Source organism: Ruegeria sp. AB8, assembly GCF_056542605.1.
The window spans coordinates 131,107-150,139 of the sequence record NZ_JBQGAB010000011.1 but is presented as its reverse complement, the minus strand read 5'-3'; the positions used below and the strand labels follow the sequence as shown (position 1 = coordinate 150,139).

The 19,033-nt window shown below is 57.3% G+C and carries 21 protein-coding genes; 11 read left to right on the top strand and 10 right to left on the bottom strand.

The window, feature by feature from the left end; genetic code table 11:
- The first annotated feature begins 5 nt into the window (after nt 1-5).
- Together ACR0CG_RS13340 and ACR0CG_RS13335 are read left to right on the top strand one after the other, a co-directional pair.
- The gene (locus ACR0CG_RS13340) at nt 6-1,310 is read left to right on the top strand and encodes an NAD(P)/FAD-dependent oxidoreductase (RefSeq protein ID WP_480525473.1); all 1,305 of its coding nucleotides are present in this window, start codon (nt 6-8) and stop codon (nt 1,308-1,310) included.
- A gap of 131 nt (nt 1,311-1,441) precedes the next feature.
- Entirely contained in the window at nt 1,442-2,656 is a 1,215-nt protein-coding gene (locus ACR0CG_RS13335; protein WP_480525472.1) for a DegT/DnrJ/EryC1/StrS family aminotransferase, read from the top strand.
- Between the two features lie 52 nt (nt 2,657-2,708).
- On the opposite strand, the gene phaR is transcribed toward ACR0CG_RS13335, so the two are convergent.
- The 3 genes from phaR to ACR0CG_RS13320 form a co-directional block, all read right to left on the bottom strand.
- Nucleotides 2,709-3,263 carry a polyhydroxyalkanoate synthesis repressor PhaR gene (gene phaR / locus ACR0CG_RS13330; protein WP_170614643.1) on the bottom strand — a complete coding sequence of 185 codons (555 nt, stop codon included), beginning with the start codon at nt 3,261-3,263 and terminating at the stop codon, nt 2,709-2,711.
- Between the two features lie 134 nt (nt 3,264-3,397).
- Nucleotides 3,398-3,844, bottom strand: a complete 447-nt coding sequence (locus ACR0CG_RS13325; protein WP_170614642.1) for a phasin family protein — start codon at nt 3,842-3,844, stop codon at nt 3,398-3,400.
- A gap of 130 nt (nt 3,845-3,974) precedes the next feature.
- A complete protein-coding gene (locus ACR0CG_RS13320; protein WP_170680355.1) occupies nt 3,975-5,777 on the bottom strand; it encodes a class I poly(R)-hydroxyalkanoic acid synthase in 1,803 nt (600 codons plus the stop codon).
- Between the two features lie 111 nt (nt 5,778-5,888).
- Here ACR0CG_RS13320 and phaZ point away from each other — a divergent pair, with 111 nt between their 5' ends.
- Entirely contained in the window at nt 5,889-7,160 is a 1,272-nt protein-coding gene (gene phaZ / locus ACR0CG_RS13315; RefSeq protein ID WP_170680357.1) for a polyhydroxyalkanoate depolymerase, read from the top strand.
- Nucleotides 7,161-7,198: 38 nt separating this feature from the next.
- On the opposite strand, the gene ACR0CG_RS13310 is transcribed toward phaZ, so the two are convergent.
- The 4 genes from ACR0CG_RS13310 to ACR0CG_RS13295 form a co-directional block, all read right to left on the bottom strand.
- Nucleotides 7,199-7,915, bottom strand: coding sequence for an alpha/beta fold hydrolase (locus tag ACR0CG_RS13310; protein WP_480525469.1), 717 nt, complete (start codon nt 7,913-7,915; stop codon nt 7,199-7,201).
- 83 nt (nt 7,916-7,998) lie between these two features.
- Nucleotides 7,999-8,613 (bottom strand): hypothetical protein, encoded by a 615-nt coding sequence (locus ACR0CG_RS13305; protein ID WP_480525506.1) that lies wholly within the window; start codon nt 8,611-8,613, stop codon nt 7,999-8,001.
- 73 nt (nt 8,614-8,686) lie between these two features.
- Nucleotides 8,687-9,679, bottom strand: coding sequence for an alpha/beta hydrolase (locus tag ACR0CG_RS13300; protein WP_480525468.1), 993 nt, complete (start codon nt 9,677-9,679; stop codon nt 8,687-8,689).
- A complete protein-coding gene (locus ACR0CG_RS13295) occupies nt 9,679-10,428 on the bottom strand; it encodes an alpha/beta hydrolase (RefSeq protein ID WP_480525466.1) in 750 nt (249 codons plus the stop codon). The genes ACR0CG_RS13300 and ACR0CG_RS13295 overlap by 1 nt, the downstream gene beginning before the upstream one ends.
- A gap of 220 nt (nt 10,429-10,648) precedes the next feature.
- Here ACR0CG_RS13295 and thrS point away from each other — a divergent pair, with 220 nt between their 5' ends.
- The 5 genes from thrS (at nt 10,649) to ACR0CG_RS13270 (ending at nt 15,333) form a co-directional block, all read left to right on the top strand.
- On the top strand, nt 10,649-12,607 hold the full coding sequence (gene thrS, locus ACR0CG_RS13290; protein ID WP_480525463.1) for a threonine--tRNA ligase: 1,959 nt from the start codon (nt 10,649-10,651) through the stop codon (nt 12,605-12,607).
- 221 nt (nt 12,608-12,828) lie between these two features.
- A complete protein-coding gene (locus tag ACR0CG_RS13285; protein WP_480525461.1) occupies nt 12,829-13,131 on the top strand; it encodes a BufA1 family periplasmic bufferin-type metallophore in 303 nt (100 codons plus the stop codon).
- A 71-nt stretch (nt 13,132-13,202) separates the two neighbouring features.
- Nucleotides 13,203-14,060, top strand: a complete 858-nt coding sequence (gene bufB / locus ACR0CG_RS13280) for an MNIO family bufferin maturase (protein ID WP_480525459.1) — start codon at nt 13,203-13,205, stop codon at nt 14,058-14,060.
- On the top strand, nt 14,057-14,818 hold the full coding sequence (locus ACR0CG_RS13275) for an HvfC/BufC family peptide modification chaperone (RefSeq protein WP_480525457.1): 762 nt from the start codon (nt 14,057-14,059) through the stop codon (nt 14,816-14,818). Before bufB ends, ACR0CG_RS13275 begins: the two co-directional genes overlap by 4 nt.
- Nucleotides 14,815-15,333 carry a DoxX family protein gene (locus ACR0CG_RS13270; RefSeq protein ID WP_480525455.1) on the top strand — a complete coding sequence of 173 codons (519 nt, stop codon included), beginning with the start codon at nt 14,815-14,817 and terminating at the stop codon, nt 15,331-15,333. Before ACR0CG_RS13275 ends, ACR0CG_RS13270 begins: the two co-directional genes overlap by 4 nt.
- A 1-nt stretch (nt 15,334) precedes the next feature.
- On the opposite strand, the gene ACR0CG_RS13265 is transcribed toward ACR0CG_RS13270, so the two are convergent.
- Entirely contained in the window at nt 15,335-15,703 is a 369-nt protein-coding gene (locus ACR0CG_RS13265; RefSeq protein WP_480525453.1) for a hypothetical protein, read from the bottom strand.
- A 41-nt stretch (nt 15,704-15,744) separates the two neighbouring features.
- Nucleotides 15,745-16,062, bottom strand: a complete 318-nt coding sequence (locus ACR0CG_RS13260) for an ArsC/Spx/MgsR family protein (protein ID WP_480525451.1) — start codon at nt 16,060-16,062, stop codon at nt 15,745-15,747.
- Nucleotides 16,063-16,277: 215 nt separating this feature from the next.
- Between ACR0CG_RS13260 and ACR0CG_RS13255 the strand changes: the two genes are divergently transcribed.
- Complete coding sequence (locus ACR0CG_RS13255) at nt 16,278-16,484, top strand: cold-shock protein (protein ID WP_008758035.1); 207 nt, start codon at nt 16,278-16,280, stop codon at nt 16,482-16,484.
- 442 nt (nt 16,485-16,926) lie between these two features.
- Here the strand turns inward: ACR0CG_RS13255 and thyX are convergent, their stop codons facing one another.
- Entirely contained in the window at nt 16,927-17,838 is a 912-nt protein-coding gene (gene thyX, locus ACR0CG_RS13250) for an FAD-dependent thymidylate synthase (protein WP_480525449.1), read from the bottom strand.
- Nucleotides 17,839-18,015: 177 nt separating this feature from the next.
- Here thyX and ACR0CG_RS13245 point away from each other — a divergent pair, with 177 nt between their 5' ends.
- Together ACR0CG_RS13245 and ACR0CG_RS13240 are read left to right on the top strand one after the other, a co-directional pair.
- The gene (locus tag ACR0CG_RS13245; RefSeq protein WP_170614628.1) at nt 18,016-18,444 is read left to right on the top strand and encodes a VOC family protein; all 429 of its coding nucleotides are present in this window, start codon (nt 18,016-18,018) and stop codon (nt 18,442-18,444) included.
- 149 nt (nt 18,445-18,593) lie between these two features.
- On the top strand, nt 18,594-18,962 hold the full coding sequence (locus ACR0CG_RS13240) for a hypothetical protein (protein ID WP_480525447.1): 369 nt from the start codon (nt 18,594-18,596) through the stop codon (nt 18,960-18,962).
- Nucleotides 18,963-19,033: the final 71 nt, after the last annotated feature.

The following is a 19,033-nucleotide window of genomic DNA, read 5'->3' as shown; positions in this document are numbered from 1 at the left end:
GCGCGATGAACCTGCTCTATTCCAATGACCGCAAGGCGGAATACCCGCCCAGCTGGTATGCCGCGACCGCACATGCGCCTGATCCTAACCCTGCCCTGACCGGCGATTGCACCGCGGATGTCTGTGTTGTCGGCGGCGGATACACCGGCCTGTCGGCGGCGCTGCATCTGGCTGAAGCCGGATTTGAGGTCGTTCTGCTGGAAGCGCATCGCGTTGGCTTTGGTGCCTCGGGGCGCAACGGCGGCCAGTTGGGCAGCGCGCAGCGAATGGATCAGGAAGATCTGGAGCTCTTGGTTGGCGATGATGACGCCGCCAAGCTTTGGGATCTTGCCGAAGACGCCAAGGATCTGGTCAAGTCACTGATCTCCAAACACAAGATTCAATGCGACCTGAAGCCCGGCATCGCCAATCTGGGTCTAAGCAAATCAGATCGGGTCGGACTGCACTCTCATGCGGAACACCTGTCCAAGCGGTATGGATATGACGAGATACAGTTGCTGGACCGCGATGCGGGCCATACGCTCTGCCCTTCTCCGACTTATCAGGGCGGGTATCTGGATATGGGGGCAGCGCATCTGCACCCCCTGAACTATGCCTTGGGACTTGCGCAGGCGGCCCGAAAAGCGGGTGTTCGCATCCACGAGGGGACCGAAGTCCTGAATATCTCGGATGGTAATGGCGTAAGTCTTCGGACGGCAGAGGGAACAGTCAAGGCTGACCACGTCATACTGGCCTGTAATGGCTACATCGGTGATCTGAATCGCAAGGTTGCCGAACGTGTCATGCCCATCAACAATTTCATAGCGGCCACCGAACCGCTGGGAGACAACGCCGCGCGCGTCCTGACGCGGGATGTGGCCGTTGCCGACACAAAATTCGTTGTGAACTATTTCCGGCTCAGCGCGGATGGCCGCCTTTTGTTTGGCGGCGGCGAAAGCTATGGCTATCGCTTTCCCACTGATATTGCAGCAAAAGTCCGCAAACCGATGGTCGAGATTTTCCCGCATCTGAAAGATGTCAGGATCGATTACGCCTGGGGTGGAACACTGGCCATAACGATGCGTCGAATGCCTTATCTGGCGCGCCTTGCCCCGAATATCCTGTCTGCCTCAGGTTACTCAGGTCACGGGGTCGGCACGGCTACCCACGCGGGTCAGCTGATGGCTCTGGCCATTCAGGGACAGGCCGAAGGATTCGATACGATGGCGCGCGTTCCCGCCCAACCGTTTCCCGGCGGCCCTGCCCTGCGCAGCCCACTGCTGGTTCTTGCCATGACGTGGTTCGCCTTGCGCGACCGTCTGGGCCTTTAGTCTGATCTGGGGGGCAGGACCCACTAAACTTGCGACAATTTGGTGAAATTTCGCCGACGGGCGATTACGCTCTTGGCTTGCTGGCGTTGTGAATTTATATTTACAAAAGTTAGAATTCAGGAAAACCAAATATGTCGCTGCCACCCAATGTTCACGAAGCCGAACCCATCCCCGCAGCCGCGCGCGAAGCGATTGATGCGCTGATGCAATCCGGTGACCTGTTTCGCTACACAGCACCCCAGGATTCACCCGTCGCACTGCTAGAGGCGGAATTTGCCGCGCTTTTGGGATCCAAATACGCTTTGGCGGTTTCATCCTGCTCAGCTGCACTGTTCCTGTCCCTGAAGGCGCTGGGTTTGCCACGGGACGCGCGGGTGCTGATACCCGGCTTCACCTTTGCCGCAGTGCCATCTTCCATCGTTCATGCCGACTGCGTCCCTGTCCTGTGCGAGGTTGGAGAAAACTACCGCATCGATCTAAAGAATTTTGAGGCCAAGCTGGACGACGTTCAGGCAGTCATCATCAGCCACATGCGCGGCCATACCTCGGATATGGATGCCATTATGGAGCTGTGCGATGCCCGCGACATTCCCGTAATCGAGGATGCGGCCCACTCGCTTGGCACCACCTGGCACGGCCGCAACATCGGAACGATCGGCAAGATGGGCTGTTTCTCGTTCCAGTCCTACAAGATGATCAACGCGGGCGAAGGCGGTATTCTGATCACCGATGATGCCGATCTGGTGGCGCAGGCCGTTATCATGTCGGGTGCCTATGAGCATAACTGGAAAAAGCATAAAACCCCGCATGGCGATAACTCGCCCGAGTTGGACCTGGCCTTTGCGCGCTGGCAGAACCGGTTGCCGCTATACAACCTGCGCATGAGCAACCTCAGCGCCGCCGTTATCCGCCCGCAAATTCCGGAACTGGCCCGTCGTGTCCGGGACGGTCTGGAAAATCACGACTACGTGGCGGATCGTCTGAACGCGTCACCCAAAATTTCCGTGCCCGCCCCGCTAGATCCTGAAAAGCGTGCACCGGATTCAATTCAGTTCAACCTTGTCGGCATGAACGAGGACGAGATCCGCGCCTTTGCAACCGCAGCAGAGTCTCGCGGTGTGAAAGTGCAGGTTTTTGGCCTGAGCGAGGACAACGCGCGCGCGTTCTGGAACTGGCAGTTCTTGCCGGAAACGTTCGACCTGCCGGAAACCCGGGCAATGCTGATGAAAGCTTGCGATGTTCGACTGCCCGTGCGCCTGACCCGTGAAGAACTGGATGTGATCGCGGATATCCTGCTGGCTTCGGTCGGTGACGTGACAGCGCCGGCGATGGCCTTTGGAACCTGAAAAACCAAAAGGCCCGCCTCTGGCGGGCCTTGTTAGCTTCGGTTCTTCACCCTCAGTTCAGTTTGGATAGTTTTTTCTGCAGCTCAGCCAGCTGCTTTTTGATCTCATCCAGGTCTTCTTTAGGCTCTTCCTTCGCCTCGTCGTCCTGGGTCGGCGCCGACCACCCGCCCGACAATCCGCTGGTCATCGCCTTCAGGAAAGCCTGCTGCTGCGCCTGCATCGCCTCAAACCCCGGCATGTTGCTCATGGGGTTCATGGCGTTCATGTTTTCCATCATCTTGCTTTGGCTTTCGCGCAGCATTTCGAACGAGCTTTGCAGAAATTGCGGCATCATGCCCCCACCGGGCACCATGTAGCTGCGCACAAGATCGTTCAGCACGTTTACCGGCAGGACGTTTTCACCCCGGCTTTCATGTTCGGCGATGATTTGCAGCAGGTATTGCCGCGTCAGGTCGTCCCCGGATTTCAGGTCGATTATCTGAACTTCGCGGCCATCCCGGATAAATCCGGCGATATCTTCAAGTGTGACGTAGTCGCTGGTCTCGGTGTTATACAGCCGGCGACTGGCATAGCGCTTGATCAATAACGGTTTTTCTTGGTCCGACACCCTTTACCCTCCCCAAGGATGATGCGTTGCAGCACAGGTTATGCGAGTGCAGCACAAAAAGAAAGGGCAGGTCAATCGACCTGCCCAGCGCGATGGCACCAAATGGGAGGAGAGGGTGCGCCTCGCGGACGTTCTTACTTGGCAGCGGTTGCCTTTTTGGCCGCAGCAGTCACGTCGTTGGTGGCTTTCTTGACAGCCGAGCTTGCTTCTTCAGCAGCTTCTTTGCCGGCAGCCATCAGCAGTTCGACGGTTTCGCTCTGCAGTTTCTTGGCGATTTCAGCGAAAGCAGCCATGTTTTCAGCAGCAACTTCAGCCGAAGCGCTGGCGAAATCGGTTGCGGCTTTTGCGTAGTCGGCAGGCTCTGCCTTTGCTTTCGACATCTCGGTCAGTTTGGCCAGAGTGTCTTTGGTCCATTTGCTGGAGATTTCTGCCGATTTTTCAGCAGCTTCCAGAGCAACGCCCGACAGCTTTTCGTTCAGCGAAGCGGTCGATTTGAACGCGTCTTCCAGTGCGGTTGTGTCAACCGGGAATGCACCCATCATGTCTTTCATGACGGCGGTAAAATCCTGAGTCTTTGCCATTGTCTTAATCCTCTTTGCTGGACCGGGCCCACCCCGGCGTTCGTCAGCTTGAGGACAATATGCTTTCTGCATCGCAGCATTTCAAGTTCTTTTTGCTGCGATGCAGAAAAAATTTAGTTTCAGAATGAAATCAGCGATTTGCCTTGACCAGAACATAGGTCCCTGGGGCCGGACACAGGCTCGGATGTTTCGAATCGCCCGTTTCGCGGGCCGGTATCTGTTTGCCAGACCGCTTTTTTAGCCAGGCTTCCCACATCGGCCACCAGGATCCTTCGTGAAAATCCGCTTCTTTCAACCAGGTGTCCGCGTCCGTCTTCAGGTCCGGGTTCGTATAGTGCCCGTATTTCTTCTTGCTGGGCGGGTTCACAATTCCGGCAATATGACCGGATTCCGAAACAACAAAGGCTTTCGAGCGCGACCCCATCTGCTGAACACCGCGATAACAATCCTTCCAGGCTGCTATGTGGTCGGTCTCGCACGTGATGGCCATCAACGGGACATCCACGTCGCTGATATGCAGATTTTCGCCCAGCAGTTTGAACCCATCAGTAACAAACTCATTGTTCTGACAAAGCCCGCGCAGGTATTGGATTGCCATTCGGCCCGGCAGGTTTGCGCCGTCTCCGTTCCAATACAGCAAATCGAATGCCGGCGGTGTTTCACCCATCATGTAGCTGCGGATTGCAGGTGTGTAGATCAGATCCCGCGACCGCAGGAAGGACATTGTGCGTCCGATAATCCAGGCCTTTAGGATGCCATCCTTTGACACCTGATCCTCGATCCCGTCCACAAAATCGTTCTGCAGGAAAGGCGTGAACTCGCCCTGCTCTCCGAAATCGGTCAGCGTTGTAAAGAACGTGGCCGATTTGACCGATTTATCACCACGTTTCTTCAACAGCGAAAGCGTCAGGCTAAGCGTGGTGCCGGCAATGCAATAGCCCACGGCATTGACCTGTTTGACCTTGCAGATATTCTTGGCCTCTTCGATCGCGGCCAGAAATCCTTCTTCGATATAGTCCTCAAGTCCGATATCGGCATGCGAACTGTCCGCGTTGACCCAACTGACGACAAACAGGGTATAGCCCTGCTCTGTCACCCACTTGATCAGGCTGTTCTGCGCTTTCAGGTCAAGGATATAAAACTTGTTGATCCAGGGCGGGAACAGGACAATGGGCGTTTCATGGACTGTTTCGGTCGATGGCTTGTACTGGATCAGCTCCATCATGCGGTTGCGAAACACCACATCGCCGGGCGTGGTGGCGATGTTTCCACCGATCTCAAACGCGCTCTCATCCGCCAGCCGAACCACAAGTTCGCCGTCGTTGGCCTCAAGATCCGCAACCAGGTTCTCCAACCCCTGGATCAGCGACTGTCCGTCGGTTTCGATGGCTTTCTCGAGTGCGTCCGGGTTGGTGGCCAGAAAGTTGGTCGGGGCCATCATGTCGATGATCTGACGAGAGAAGTAGGCCAGTCTGCGCTTGTCCTTGTCTTCAAGGTCTTCAACTGAGGCTACGGCTTGCGCGATCGCTTCGGCATTGGTCTGATACTGTTGACGGATAAAGCGGAAATAGGGGTTGTTTTCCCACATCGGGTTAGAAAACCGCCGGTCTTCGGGCAGTTTGTCTTCGGTATCAGGCTCACCTTTTGACAATACCTGCTGTGCTTCGGCAAAGTTCAGAACCGACTTGCCCCAGAACTCGATCTGATGCTCAAGCAGCTTGGCCGGGTTCTGCATCGCTTCGGCCCAATAGGCCGTTGCTGCTTTTGCAAAAAGCTCTTGATTCGGACCATCCAGGGCGGGGGTGTGCGACTTTTTTCCAGCCATCACTTCAACAAGCCGTTTCGAGAGGTCTTCGACTTTGGACAAATTTTCCTTAAGACGTTCAATATGTTCGTCCGACAGGTCCGGCGTATTGTCTTCGGTAGTTGTCATTATAAGGATTCCCCCCTAACGTCGCTGCTATGCAGAATAACGTCGTGAACGCGTAGCGCAAAGCGGCGAATGGTCCGAAATCTCAGGATAATACTCAGGAGGCCCGAATACATGCGCTATATGATGACGTATGACCTGATGGAAACCATGCGCAATACCAACCAATGGTTGGGCGCAACCGCCAGCGCCATGGCCTCTTATCCGCTTTTCGCAATGGCGCCGAGCCCTGCGTTCAGCATGATGGCTGCCTGGGGAGAGGTTACCGAACGGACGTTTCAGCGCATGGTCGTCAAGCCGGACTGGGGTATTCGGACCTTCACCTGCGAAGATGGCAAGGACCACCTTGTCGACATCACAACCGTTGTCGAACGCCCTTTTGGCGATCTGATCCATTTTCGGGTCAACGGTCGCGAAGAACAGCCGCGCAAGGTTCTGCTGGTGGCGCCGATGTCCGGGCACTACGCCACTCTGTTGCGCTCGACCGTCAAGAGCCTGCTTGTAAATTGCGAAGTCTACATTACCGATTGGCATAACGCGCGTGACATCCCAGTGTCCGAAGGCAAGTTCGATGTCGAGGATTACACGCTCTACCTTGTCGATTTCATGAAGGAACTGGGTCCGGACACACATGTTGTTGCCGTGTGTCAGCCCGCGCCGCTGACACTGGCCGCAACAGCCTATCTGGCGGAACATGATCCGAAGGCGCAGCCCAGCACACTGACGCTGATCGGCGGCCCGGTCGATCCGGATGCCACCCCGACCGAAGTTACCGATTTCGGGCGCAGAGTGACAATGGGCCAGCTGGAAGAGACAATGATCCAGCGCGTCGGTTTCAAATACAAGGGCGTCGGCCGCATGGTCTATCCCGGCCTGTTGCAACTGGCGTCGTTCATGTCGATGAACGCGGACCGTCACTCCAAGGCGTTTTCGGATCAGATTCAGCGAGTTATGCGCAACGAAGCCTCAGACCACGACGCCCATAACCGGTTCTATGATGAATACCTCGCAGTCATGGACATGACGGCCGAATTCTACCTGTCCACTGTGGAACGTGTTTTCAAAAACCGCGAAATTGCCCGAAATGAGTTCATTGTGGCCGGCCACAAGGTGGATATCGGGAAAATCACAGATGTCGCGGTCAAATCCGTTGAAGGGGCCAATGACGACATCTCGGCCCCCGGCCAGTGCATTGCGGCACTGGACCTGTGCACCGGTCTGCCGGACGGCAAGAAGGCCAGCCATGTCGAGCCCGGGGCCGGTCATTACGGCATCTTTGCCGGGCGCAGCTGGCGCGACAATATCCGGCCCCTGGTGATCGACTTCATGAACGCCAACAGCCGCAAACCCCAACGCACGGCCGCAAACAAGAATAAAGTGGCCTGATCCCTAACCTCAGGCAGGCCGCCTTTTTCCAAACAGCGTTATTCGTGACTGAGCCGCGCCGGACGGGAAAGCCAGCGCTGCAGTGCATCCGTCACGGCCTGCGGCGATTCCAGCATTGGCACATGCCCGGCGTCGTCAATCACCTGCAACTCGGCATTCGGAATGAGCTCGGTCATAAAGGCATGTTTTCGCACCGGTGTCAGCGTATCATGCACCCCACACAGGATCAGCGTCGGGACATTGATCCGCCGCAATGCACCCTGCTGATCCGGACGGCGCTGAAGGGCGCGCATCTGGCGCACAAACAGGTCAGGACCCAATTCTACCGCCATCGTCAGAAGTTCATTCAGAATCGGGATGCGGTTGGGCCCCGGGGCCAGCGCATCCGAACCGATAACATCGCGCATGATGTCTTCAAGTCGCCCGGCCTGCGCACCCACTATCAGATCCTCGCGCGCTGCGGCAAATTGCGGGGTGACTGCCTGCGCATCGGTCGACATCAGACACAGGCGCGAAACTCGCTCAGGCGCGCGGCGTACAACCTCAAGTGCAACGACACCGCCCATGCTGAACCCTGCCAGCGCAAAACACCGAGGCAACACATCCAGAAGCGAAGAGGCTATCTCCTCAATCCGCTCACCGGTCGAGATCGGGGCCACGGTCACCGCACGCTCTTGCGACAGGACAGTTATTTGCGACTGGAACAGCCGAGCGTCGCACATCAATCCAGGCAAGAATACCAGCGGCTCGATCACGCGGGGCCTCCGCCCTTCCGCCAATCCCGGCGTCTCCGTTTCTTTCAGGATGGAAGTTTTGCAAGTGGCCGACAAGCTGTTATTCAGGGGTATCGGATGGCCCGGAACCCGGGGAAATCACTGTAACGCCCGCGTCGTGTTTCGGCATCTTCTTCTGGCTCTGCACCGGGCCGCAACAGACATCCGCGTGGCGCGATGTAACTGTCGATCCGCCTTTGCGGCTTTGGTCGCCAAACCAGGTTAAAGGCGCACAGTTTCGGAAAAAACCAGATCTCCGAATAATCCAGATGATCATGCATCCACCAGGCCAGATCGCGCCAGTCCCGCCCTGCGTCATATTGATCCGCAAACCATAGAATGACGATGGACGCCCCGGCTATTCTGGCATCCCCGGTTCCACGATCCCAGATGTGGCACTCCAACGGATGGTCGTTCCGCGCGCAATTCAGCCGGTTTTCGTTCCCGAAACTGTTCAGAGACGGTGACCGGTATCCTGACCGAACGGCCACGCGGCCAAAGGTTTCTTCCAGCGGGTCCAACAGCGTTTGGCAAAATGCCCGGCCAGTCTCGATGGCCAGGTCCGGGTTGTCCGGCAGGTTCTGCTTTTCGTGGAAATTACCGATTTCGGAATACAGGAAATCACGCATGAAAAAATGCCGGGACAGGCGCACTCGGCCCAGGGTCTCAAGGCTCCACATGCTGCCCGGCTTGCGCATTCTCAACCTCCGCCCGAGGCATCTCGCCTGTGCCGACTTGGTGCTTCTCCCGGCATCATTCCACACCCAGTTCCTTTAGCCAATCCAGTATGCCTGCGACGGTTGCATCGGTCTGCCCGGGTGACATCAGACGTCCGGCAATCACGTGCGAAGACGGATCGTCCCCTGGCCCCATCGTCACAAGATGTAATGTCGCGGGCGCGCCCCAGGCTTCTGCAACCCTATGTGTTCGGTCAGGCCGCACCACCTTATCGTCATCTGAAAAGCAAAACAGAGCAGGAGTTTTTGCTTCTGCGAAGTCCAATTCATTGACGGCCTCGACCAGCACGGTCAGCGGCACCACCGCCTCCCACGGGTAGACAGTCGACCAGTATTTGTTCTTTTCCGGGTTCGGCCCTGACACATCCCTGTCCTGCCCCATGATCAGCGGCAACCAATGCCGTGCCCAAGGCAGGCCGGGAAGCCAAGCCGCCGCCGTGTTCACACCGAAATTAGGTGAGACAAAGACCAGACCCACTACATCGCGGCTCAGATCCTCATCCAATGCGGCCGCCGCGGCCAAGGTGCCACCGGTCGAGGTCGAGATCACCACCACCCGGTCGCCCACCGCCCGCGCCGCCGCCAAACCTTCGGCGTAGTCCTGCATCCATCCCGAAGCCGTACCTTCGGCCATGGCGTCGCCGCTCCGCCCGTGACCTTGCAGACGCGTGTAGACCAGATTGGCCCCCAGCGCATCGGCCACCATATCCGGCACCGGGCGAATTTCTTCGGACGATGCCGAAAACCCGTGAACGTAAAGCACGGAAACAGGCGTTCGCTGCTCCTTATATCCGTCCTGCCAGATCACCCTCTTTTCAACACCCGGCACGATGTCGTCAAACGCAGACTCAGTGCTTTCGAAATAGACCTGCACGCCTTCGCCGAATTTCCTCGCATCAAAGTCTGGGTGCAGATTGACCTCTTCGCGGGGACCGAACCAATAGATCACCCCGCCGGCCAAAAGCACCACAATCAGAAAACGTCCCAGAAACCAGCCAAAACGCCGCATCAGCGATCCCCCATCACATCCAGCACCGCGTCTTCAATCAACCCCAGACAACGATCATCCGAGAACCTGTGATCGGCGTCCTTGACCAACAACAGACGCATGTCCGGACTTTCCGCACGTTCCAGCAGACGCACGGCGGTTTCGGTCGATACGGCGGTGTCTGCCGTTCCCTGCAAAAAACGGACCGGAAAAGGCAAACGCAACGGATCGCGCAAAACCAGATGTTCCCGTCCATCCACGATCATCCGCTTGGTGATGACATATGGCTCCATGTAGTCCGACGGCAGTTCCACGTGCCCAACCGTCTCGAGCGCCGCTTTCTGTTCGGCAGAGAATGAGGCCCAGTACCCGTCCTCGGTGAAATCCGGCGCGGCTGCGATCGTGACCATCCCGGCAATCCGGTCAGGCAATTCACGCGCCAGCAGCAGGGCCTGCCAGCCCCCCATTGAAGATCCGACAACAATCAACGGTCCAACCGTCAATGCTGAAACCGCGGCCACGGTATCCTGATGCCAGTCGCCAATGCATCCCTCCTCGAACGAGCCGGAGCTTTCCCCATGCCCGGAATAGTCGAACCGAAGAAAGGACCACCCCCGCGCACGCGCCCATGCCTCCAGATGAACGGCCTTGGTGCCCTCCATATCCGACTTGAGCCCGCCCAGAAAAACTACGGTCGGCCCCGCCCCCTCGCTCTTGTGATAGGCCAGTAGGCGACCTTGCGCCGTTTCAAGAAATTCCGTCGCTGCCATGAAACCCTCGCTTCCTTGTCAGCATCATGCACGCCGCTCGCCCAAGTGCAATTCCCTGACCATTTCATCTTTTTGAAAATACTCCGGGGAGCGCGAGGGGCTGGCCCCTCGCCTGCGCAGCGCTTGACACTCTGCTTTGCACCTGCCAAAGCATCCGCACACACACATAACCCGCAACCGGGCGTTCAGTGGGCGCCAAACCGACGAGGAGAGCCAGATCATGGCCCTGGATTCCCAATCCGTCTCACTCACCTTCCCCGATGGCAATGCACGTTCTTATGACGCAGGCGTAACGCCCGCGCAGGTGGCTGCAGATATCTCAACCTCACTGGCAAAAAAGGCCATCTCGGCCACTGTGAACGGCCAGCACTGGGACCTGCAATGGCCCATCGAAGCGGATGCCGACATCGCCATCCACACCATGAAGGACGAGGTTCAGGCCAATGAACTGACCCGTCACGATCTGGCGCATATCATGGCCCGCGCCGTGCAGGAAATCTGGCCCGACACCAAGGTCACCATCGGCCCTGTCATTGAAAACGGCTGGTACTATGACTTTGACAGGACCGAGCCGTTCACGCCCGAAGACCTTGGCCTGATCGAGAAAAAGATGAAGGAAATCATCAACAAGCGCGACCCCGTGACCACCGAGGTCTGGGATCGCCAACGTGCGATCGATTTCTACACCGCCAATGACGAGCCCTATAAGGTCGAACTGATCGACGCCATTCCGGGCGACGAACCGCTGCGCATGTACTGGCACGGCGACTGGCAGGACCTGTGCCGTGGTCCGCATCTGCAACACACCGGGCAGGTGCCGGGTGACGCGTTCAAGCTGATGTCCATTGCGGGCGCCTATTGGCGCGGCGACAGCAGCCGCGCGATGTTGCAGCGCATTTATGGCGTGGCCTTCACCGGCAAGGAAAAGCTCAAGGCCCACCTGCATATGCTGGAAGAAGCCGCCAAGCGGGACCACCGCAAGCTGGGCAAGGAGATGGACCTTTTCCATCTGCAACCCGAAGCACCGGGCCAGATCTTCTGGCACCCGAATGGCTGGACCATCTATACCCAGTTGCAGGACTACATGCGCCGCCAGCAGAAACGCGGCGGCTATGTCGAGGTGAACACGCCGCAGGTTGTGGACCGCAAGCTTTGGGAAGCCTCCGGCCACTGGGACAAATATCAGGAAAACATGTTCATCGTCGAAGTGGACGAGGAGCACGCGCGCGACAAGGCGATCAACGCGCTCAAGCCGATGAACTGCCCCTGCCACGTGGAGATCTTCAAACAGGGACTGAAATCCTATCGCGACCTGCCACTGCGCATGGCCGAATTCGGATCGTGCAACCGGTACGAACCGTCGGGCGCGCTGCATGGCATCATGCGGGTACGCGGCTTCACTCAGGATGACGCGCATATCTTCTGCACCGAAGAGATGATCGCGGACGAGACCAAGCGGTTCCTCGACTTCCTGTCGAATGTCTACAGGGATCTCGGGTTCGAGAACTTCAAGGTCAAGTTCTCGGATCGCCCCGAGGTGCGTGCGGGCACGGATGAACAATGGGACAAGGCCGACGAGTTGCTGAAAGCCGCCTGCGATGCTGCGGGCTGTGCCTATGACCTGAACCCGGGCGAAGGCGCGTTCTATGGACCGAAGCTGGAGTTCGTTCTGACAGACGCCATCGGACGCGACTGGCAGTGCGGCACCCTGCAGGTGGACTTCATCATCCCGGAACGTCTGGGCGCGACCTATGTTGCGGCGGACGGTGAACGGCACACGCCGGTCATGCTGCACCGTGCCTGCCTCGGATCGTTCGAACGTTTCATCGGCATCCTGATTGAGGAACATGCGGGCAAGCTGCCGTTCTGGCTGGCACCACGTCAGGTCGTCGTGGCCTCGATCACTTCCGATGCGGACGATTATGTCCTGGAAGTTGTCGAAACGCTGAAAGCCGCCGGTGTCCGCGCTGAAGCCGACATCCGCAACGAAAAGATCAACTACAAGGTCCGCGAGCATTCGGTCGGCAAGGTGCCGGTCATTTTGGCCGTCGGACACCGGGAAGTTGATGAGCGTACTGTCAGCGTCCGGCGCCTGGGTGAAAAACAAACGCAGGTACAGTCACTTGATGCTGTAACAAAAGAGCTGGCTCAGGCCGCAACCGCGCCCGACCTGCTGTAACATTCGGCGGCAATTCGCCCTGAATCCGGCCCCACATCCGGGGCCGGATTGAAACAAAATCTAATTTTCATTTCAAAAACAATTTGTTAACCTGCAAGAGGGCATGACGCTCTTTGACGGGGTTGTGAGACACGGGCTCGTGAATTCAACTATGAGCTTCAAGCCACTACCTTTGTCATTGTCGAACACAGACATACGCAGTCACTAAAAGGATTAACGAGATGTCGAACACCGCAAAAACCATTGTCATCGCAAGCGCAGTCGCAGCCGCTGTTTCTGGTGCCGCAACCACCGCAACAGCGCAAGCGAAAGAGAAGTGCTATGGCGTTTCCCTGGCCGGTCAGAATGACTGCGCCGCAGGACCCGGCACCACCTGCGCGGGCACCTCGACCGTAGATTATCAGGGTAACGCATGGACCTTGGTTGACGCAGGCACCTGCGCCGACATCGAGCTGCCCAAAGCCGCTGATGGCGCGGCCCGCAAAGGTTCGCTGGAACCGCTCGAGCGTGATCTGCCGGCATAAGGCCAGCCACACGAGATTACCGGGGCGGGCAATGTCGCCCGCCCTTTTCGTCGTGATCAGGAAAAATGCTCATGCTGGATGATGCACTCAGATCAAACCGGTTGCCTGCGGCACCCGGTGTTGGCTACAAACCGCAACATTTTGCGCAAATCCTTGAACACGCGAAACCGGTGGCGTGGCTGGAAATCCATGCCGAGAATTATATGGGCGACGGCGGTCGCCCGCTGGCGCAGTTGCGTCACCTGTCCGAACAATTTCCCATTTCCGTTCATGGCGTTGGCCTATCCATCGGTGGCGAAACGCCGCTGGACCCGGATCATCTGGCCCGCCTTAAACATCTGATCGGCTGGCTGAACCCCGCCAGCTTTTCCGAACATCTGGCCTGGTCCACCCATGACAGTCACTTTCTGAACGACCTGCTGCCCCTGCCCTATACCGATGCGACGCTGGATCGCGTCTGCGACCACATCGATCAGGTGCAGGAAACCGTTGGCCGCCAGATGCTGCTTGAGAACCCGTCCAGCTACCTGGCATTCGAAGAAAGCACCTGGTCCGAACCCGATTTCCTGCGCGAAATCGCACGTCGCACCGGCTGTGGCCTGTTGCTGGATGTGAACAACGTATTTGTTTCAGCCACAAACCTGGATTTCTCGCCTCAAGGCTATATCGATGCCTACCCGCTAAACAAGGTCGGCGAGATCCATCTAGGCGGACATGATGAGGATGAAGACGACCACGGGCACCCGCTGTTGATCGACAGCCATGGGCGTGAAGTGGTCGATCCGGTCTGGGCACTGCTGGATTATGTTCTGGAGCGTTCGGGCCCGAAACCCGTTCTGATAGAATGGGATACCGACGTCCCCGAATGGCCCGTTTTGCGCGCCGAAGCCGAACGCGCGCAGTCAGCGCTGGACCGGGTTCCAGCATGAGCGTTTCTCAGTCGGTCTTCCATTCCGCGTTGCTGGATGCGTCTGTTTCGGTTCCCGACGGGTTACTTGACGCGGCGGACCAGCCCGCCGGGCGCAGGTTCAGCGTCTATCGCAATAATGTCGCCGTCTCGTTGACCGAAGCGTTACATCAGGCTTTTCCCGTCATCGCCAAGTTGCTGGGCGCGCAGAACATGGACGGTCTTGCCGGGATGTTCTTGAGACAGCACCCCCCGTCTTCCCCGTTGATGATGTTCTATGGCGAAGCGTTCCCCGGTTTTCTGGCTGATCTGCCGCAACTTGCGCATCTGGGATATCTGCCGGACATGGCGCGCCTGGAACTGGCTCTGCGCCGATCATACCACGCCGCCGACTGCACACCTGCGCCAGCCGACGCCCTGAATTTGTCACCCGAAGACATTATGCGATCGCGGCTGAGCTTTGCTCCTGCGATGCAGGTCATGCAATCGGACTGGCCGGTACACGCGATCTGGCGATTCAATACTGAAGACAATGCCCCAAAACCCGAGCCCGGCGCGCAAGACGTTCTGATTACGCGTCCCGAATATGACCCGATTCCGCATCTTTTGCCCGTGGGCGGCGCCAAGTGGATCAGCCATCTGCAAACAGGCGACACAATCGGTGAAGCGTATGAAAAAACGGCTGAAACCTGCCCCGAGTTCGATCTTGGAACCACACTGGCCATCCTATTGCAGGGCGGCGCAATAACCTCTGTGACTATTGAAAGGCTGGAGACATGACTGCTCTGATCTCAACCTACAACAACACGATGGAAAAGGTGGACCTGGCATCCAATTGGCTGACACCGACGCTGGCACGACTGGTGTTTGTCGCCGTCCTTCTGGTTTATTACTGGAACTCGGCGATGCTGAAGATCGATGGTTCGATCTTTTCACCATCCGCAGGTGCCTTTGGCCAGATTTTCCCCAAGGCGGCCGAAGCCGTTCTGTATGATGTCAGCCAGATGACCTTTTTCCAGCGTATCGTGATCTTCTTTGGAACCGTCGCCGAGTTCGTTCTGCCGGCATTGTTGCTGGTCGGGCTGTTCACACGCCTGGCTGCACTTGGCATGATCGGGTTTGTCTGGGTGCAAACCCTGACCGACGTGACAGGCCATAACGTTCCGCTGGGCAGCCTGTTCGACAACGCCATCTCGCTGATGGATCAGCGTGTGATGTGGACCTTCATGTTTCTGGTCATTGCCATCAACGGCGCAGGTCCAATATCGCTGGACCGGCTATTGCGACTGAAGTGAACTAGAAATGAGCCTTGGGCTGGTCCGGTTTTCCCGCAGCCAGCCCAAGCAGGCCGGCAACTGCTGCAAAAGCGACCGGGAACATCGTAAACGCATTGAAACCAAAGGCATAGTACATCCCGACGGCCGACAGCAGCAGCAAGACGCCGGCAATCAAGGCACGGGCATGGGCCATGGCTCCGCCCGCTATGGCGAGCAACGGCGCAAGGATCGAAGTGGTCTGCACCAAAGTGGCGTTTTCGACCTGCTCGGCAACGCCTTCGATCTCGCCAAACCGGTTGACCAGTTCGACATAACCATAGCCGAAAAAGCCCACCACCATTCCGATCAGCCCGGAGATAACACCCAAGATCATTGCAGCGTTACGCATAGTCTTCCCTGCTGTCTGCGCTTGAGCAGATAGTCATCCGATCACGCAACTCCAAGTGCCGTACGTGTTTCCGGCGTCCAGCCCAGCAACAAAGCTCCCCCGGATTCGATCAACGGGCGTTTCATCAACGTCGGGTAATCGGCGAGAAGCTCTTGCGCTGGACGCGACCGCTGTTCTTGGTCCAATCCACGCCACGTTGTCGAACGGGTGTTCAGCAAGGCTTCGCCGAATTGCTCCAGTGCCTGAGACAGCACCGAGGCCGGGACACCCTGGGTCCGGACATCCACAAACTCTGTATCTGGCATTGATTTCAACGCCTTACGGCACGTATCGCAAGTCTTCAAACCATAAAGGCGCATCTTACTTCTGTTCCTGTTTCTGCTTGGGATTTAGGCAAAATCACCGGTTTTCTTCGGTAATTCTTGATTTTTTACTTCACCGTGCAATGTTGAAAAAGACGAAACACGCAATTCGGGCCGTATCGTTTGGGCGAAACAGTGATGTGTTGCGGTTACGTCAACCACTGCCCCCACCAATTTGTGGGACAACGTGAAAGTAGAAGGAGACACGGGAAATGCCAACTGGCACCGTGAAATGGTTCAATACGACCAAAGGCTATGGATTTATTGCTCCCGATGAGGGCGGCAAGGACGTTTTTGTTCACATCTCGGCCGTAGAACGATCCGGTCTGACCGGGCTTGCTGACAATCAGAAGGTCTCGTACGAGTTACAAGACGGACGTGACGGCCGCCAGATGGCAGCTGATTTGAAGCCTCTTTAACCCCCCGCCAAGTGTGGGAAGATCAATAAGGTCGGCGGCCAATTTCAGGCCGCCGGCCGTTTCAAAAGGTCCCAATCCTTACCCTCGCGCCGATTTCGCTCCGGCATGAGTGTGCCCGTTTTGTCCCATCGCAACGATACAGGACGTGCCGCTGGAATGGGTAACAACCATGGTTCAGTCACCCGATTTGCTGACCCAGACTTCCATGATCAACTCGGGCGCCTGCACCCCAGAGGCTGCACGGCTTGCACCGCACTGACGCTCGGGTTTCGAGTCCATTTTTGTTGTAGGCTAGCAAATCACCTCGGCGATCGGGGATTTTGCAGGTGCGGGTCTGGCCCATAACAGGCAAATCTCAACAAAGCATACTGCACATAACATGCGGCCAGCGTCACAACCGCATGGCACGATTTAACGACAACCGACGGTTCGGAGACCTGCATCATCCCTGCCGGATGACGTCCTCGAACTCGCGCCATTCACGCGCTGTCATGCCAGAGTTTTCCTGTGTAACGGTCTCACCCGCCAGCATTCTGCGCAAGCTGCCGACCATCTGCGCCGACAGGTTCACGGCACCCAGGCGGTAGTCTTCGAAGGCCCTGTAGGCAAACGGCACCCAGTCCGCCACGATTTTGCACATTGTGTCGGCGTAAACCCGGATCTCGTACTGGGCATGCGGGTCAGCGCGCAGCCGCAGGAAGTGGAATAGGTTGTGTAGATCCACCTTCCAATACCATTGCGTGTAAACATTGGCAGGTAGGTTCATCCGCGCAAGTTCACGCGCCAGCCCCTGCTGCCCTTCCTGGCTGATCATGGCTTCGTAATTGTCATAGCACCGCGTGCTGTCGGCTTTGAGAATTTCCAATACACGCGCCGCTTCTTCGCCCTCCAAGGCTGAGCCCCGCCCCTGGTTGTTCACCTCGGACTGGGCCGCCACATGGTCGGGGGCCGGGATATAGAACTCGCGATCCAGAATGGAGTACCGCGCCGAGTATTCGTTCACATTCGCCGTACGATGACGAATCCACTGGCGGGCCACAAAGACCGGAAGTTTGACGTGCAACTTGATCTCGCACATCTCGAACGGGGTCGAATGCCAGTGCCGCATCAGGTAGCGGATCAGCCCCTCGTCATTCTGCACCGACTTGGTGCCTTTGCCATAAGACACACGCGCGGCCTGACAAATCGCGGCATCATCGCCCATATAGTCGATGACGCGGACAAATCCATGATCCAGCACCTGATGGGCCGTATACAGATGCTCCTCCATTCCCGCTGCGACGACGCGGCGTGTGGGATGCGATTGCGCGCGTTGCGCTTCGATCTCGGCCAGTTGGTCAGAAGACAGCGGCATGAAATGGTCCTTTCCAGCAATGAGTCGCCGCCCACTATATATCGGTAGATCAGGCACAGGAACCGCGATATGTGCGCCCAATTGCCCAAACGCACAATTGTTTGCCCTCTGCCCCTCGACACCTTGCCTTGGCGCGCTAAGCTGCAGCGCATCACCTGCACAAAAAAGGATGGCACGATGGGGCTGACTTATCTTCACACCATGGTCCGCGTGAAAGATCTGGAAAAATCACTGGCTTTCTACGAGCTGCTGGGACTGAAGGAAACGCGACGTTATGAAAGCGAAGCAGGGCGTTTTACCCTGATATTCCTAGCACCTCCGGGTCAGGAAGATGCACCGATTGAGCTGACGTATAATTGGGATGGCGATGATGCACTGCCCAGCGACAGCCGCCATTTCGGGCATCTGGCCTACGGCGTCGACAACATCTATGAGACGTGCCAGCACCTGCAGGACAACGGAGTAATCATCAACCGCCCGCCCCGCGACGGACGCATGGCATTTGTCCGCTCGCCTGACAACATCTCGGTTGAATTGCTGCAAAACGGCAATGCCCTTGAGCCGGCCGAACCCTGGGCAAGCATGGAAAGCACCGGCCACTGGTGATCGACAGATGCTCAATCGGGGGCCGGCCTTAGCGGCCCGCCCCACTCAGTGTGACGTTGGTTAATCTGCCAACCGCAGGACAGGGGCATCAGGCTCATTCGCGCGGTCCGCCTCATGCGCTCCCACAGATCTGAAATCTCGCCTCCGACGTGGCTGATACGCTGGCTCAGTTTCCAGCTACTTCAAGACTTCCACATTACCCGTTCCTTGTAACAACGGGCGCGCTGGTCGAGGCCAATAACCATCGCGCCACCTTTTCGAATGAAGCGACAGGACTTGGAACAACTGATCCAAATGTCTTTCGAAATCGTTACCCTGTCACCCAACTGACCAATCTGCGTGACCGGATGCAGCCCGAAGCCATCCAATTGATCGCTCTTGTACCGAAACCAGACCTTGCCCGATCCGGGCCAAGTTCTTCTGGGCAGACCTTTTTTGTTGCACAACGCACATTTCATTGTGAGAATTCAGAAGGCTGCACGGAGATCTGGAAGCAAGACACATTATTCACCGATTGACCCCGCTCACGAAACCGCCCTGGTAACTGGCGCCACCAGAAATCCAGCGCAAGTTGTCATTGAGTTCGCAT

Excerpts from the sequence above, each read along its gene's own strand:
- ACR0CG_RS13340 (WP_480525473.1), top strand. The coding sequence starts at position 6 with ATGAACCTGCTCTATTCCAATGACCGCAAGGCGGAATACCCGCCCAGC.
- ACR0CG_RS13335 (WP_480525472.1), top strand. The coding sequence starts at position 1,442 with ATGTCGCTGCCACCCAATGTTCACGAAGCCGAACCCATCCCCGCAGCC.
- ACR0CG_RS13325 (WP_170614642.1), bottom strand. The coding sequence starts at position 3,844 with ATGGCAAAGACTCAGGATTTTACCGCCGTCATGAAAGACATGATGGGT.
- ACR0CG_RS13320 (WP_170680355.1), bottom strand. The coding sequence starts at position 5,777 with ATGACAACTACCGAAGACAATACGCCGGACCTGTCGGACGAACATATT.
- phaZ (WP_170680357.1), top strand. The coding sequence starts at position 5,889 with ATGCGCTATATGATGACGTATGACCTGATGGAAACCATGCGCAATACC.
- ACR0CG_RS13305 (WP_480525506.1), bottom strand. The coding sequence starts at position 8,613 with ATGTGGAGCCTTGAGACCCTGGGCCGAGTGCGCCTGTCCCGGCATTTT.
- ACR0CG_RS13300 (WP_480525468.1), bottom strand. The coding sequence starts at position 9,679 with ATGCGGCGTTTTGGCTGGTTTCTGGGACGTTTTCTGATTGTGGTGCTT.
- ACR0CG_RS13295 (WP_480525466.1), bottom strand. The coding sequence starts at position 10,428 with ATGGCAGCGACGGAATTTCTTGAAACGGCGCAAGGTCGCCTACTGGCC.
- thrS (WP_480525463.1), top strand. The coding sequence starts at position 10,649 with ATGGCCCTGGATTCCCAATCCGTCTCACTCACCTTCCCCGATGGCAAT.
- ACR0CG_RS13285 (WP_480525461.1), top strand. The coding sequence starts at position 12,829 with ATGTCGAACACCGCAAAAACCATTGTCATCGCAAGCGCAGTCGCAGCC.
- bufB (WP_480525459.1), top strand. The coding sequence starts at position 13,203 with ATGCTGGATGATGCACTCAGATCAAACCGGTTGCCTGCGGCACCCGGT.
- ACR0CG_RS13275 (WP_480525457.1), top strand. The coding sequence starts at position 14,057 with ATGAGCGTTTCTCAGTCGGTCTTCCATTCCGCGTTGCTGGATGCGTCT.
- ACR0CG_RS13270 (WP_480525455.1), top strand. The coding sequence starts at position 14,815 with ATGACTGCTCTGATCTCAACCTACAACAACACGATGGAAAAGGTGGAC.
- ACR0CG_RS13265 (WP_480525453.1), bottom strand. The coding sequence starts at position 15,703 with ATGCGTAACGCTGCAATGATCTTGGGTGTTATCTCCGGGCTGATCGGA.
- ACR0CG_RS13260 (WP_480525451.1), bottom strand. The coding sequence starts at position 16,062 with ATGCGCCTTTATGGTTTGAAGACTTGCGATACGTGCCGTAAGGCGTTG.
- ACR0CG_RS13255 (WP_008758035.1), top strand. The coding sequence starts at position 16,278 with ATGCCAACTGGCACCGTGAAATGGTTCAATACGACCAAAGGCTATGGA.
- thyX (WP_480525449.1), bottom strand. The coding sequence starts at position 17,838 with ATGCCGCTGTCTTCTGACCAACTGGCCGAGATCGAAGCGCAACGCGCG.
- ACR0CG_RS13245 (WP_170614628.1), top strand. The coding sequence starts at position 18,016 with ATGGGGCTGACTTATCTTCACACCATGGTCCGCGTGAAAGATCTGGAA.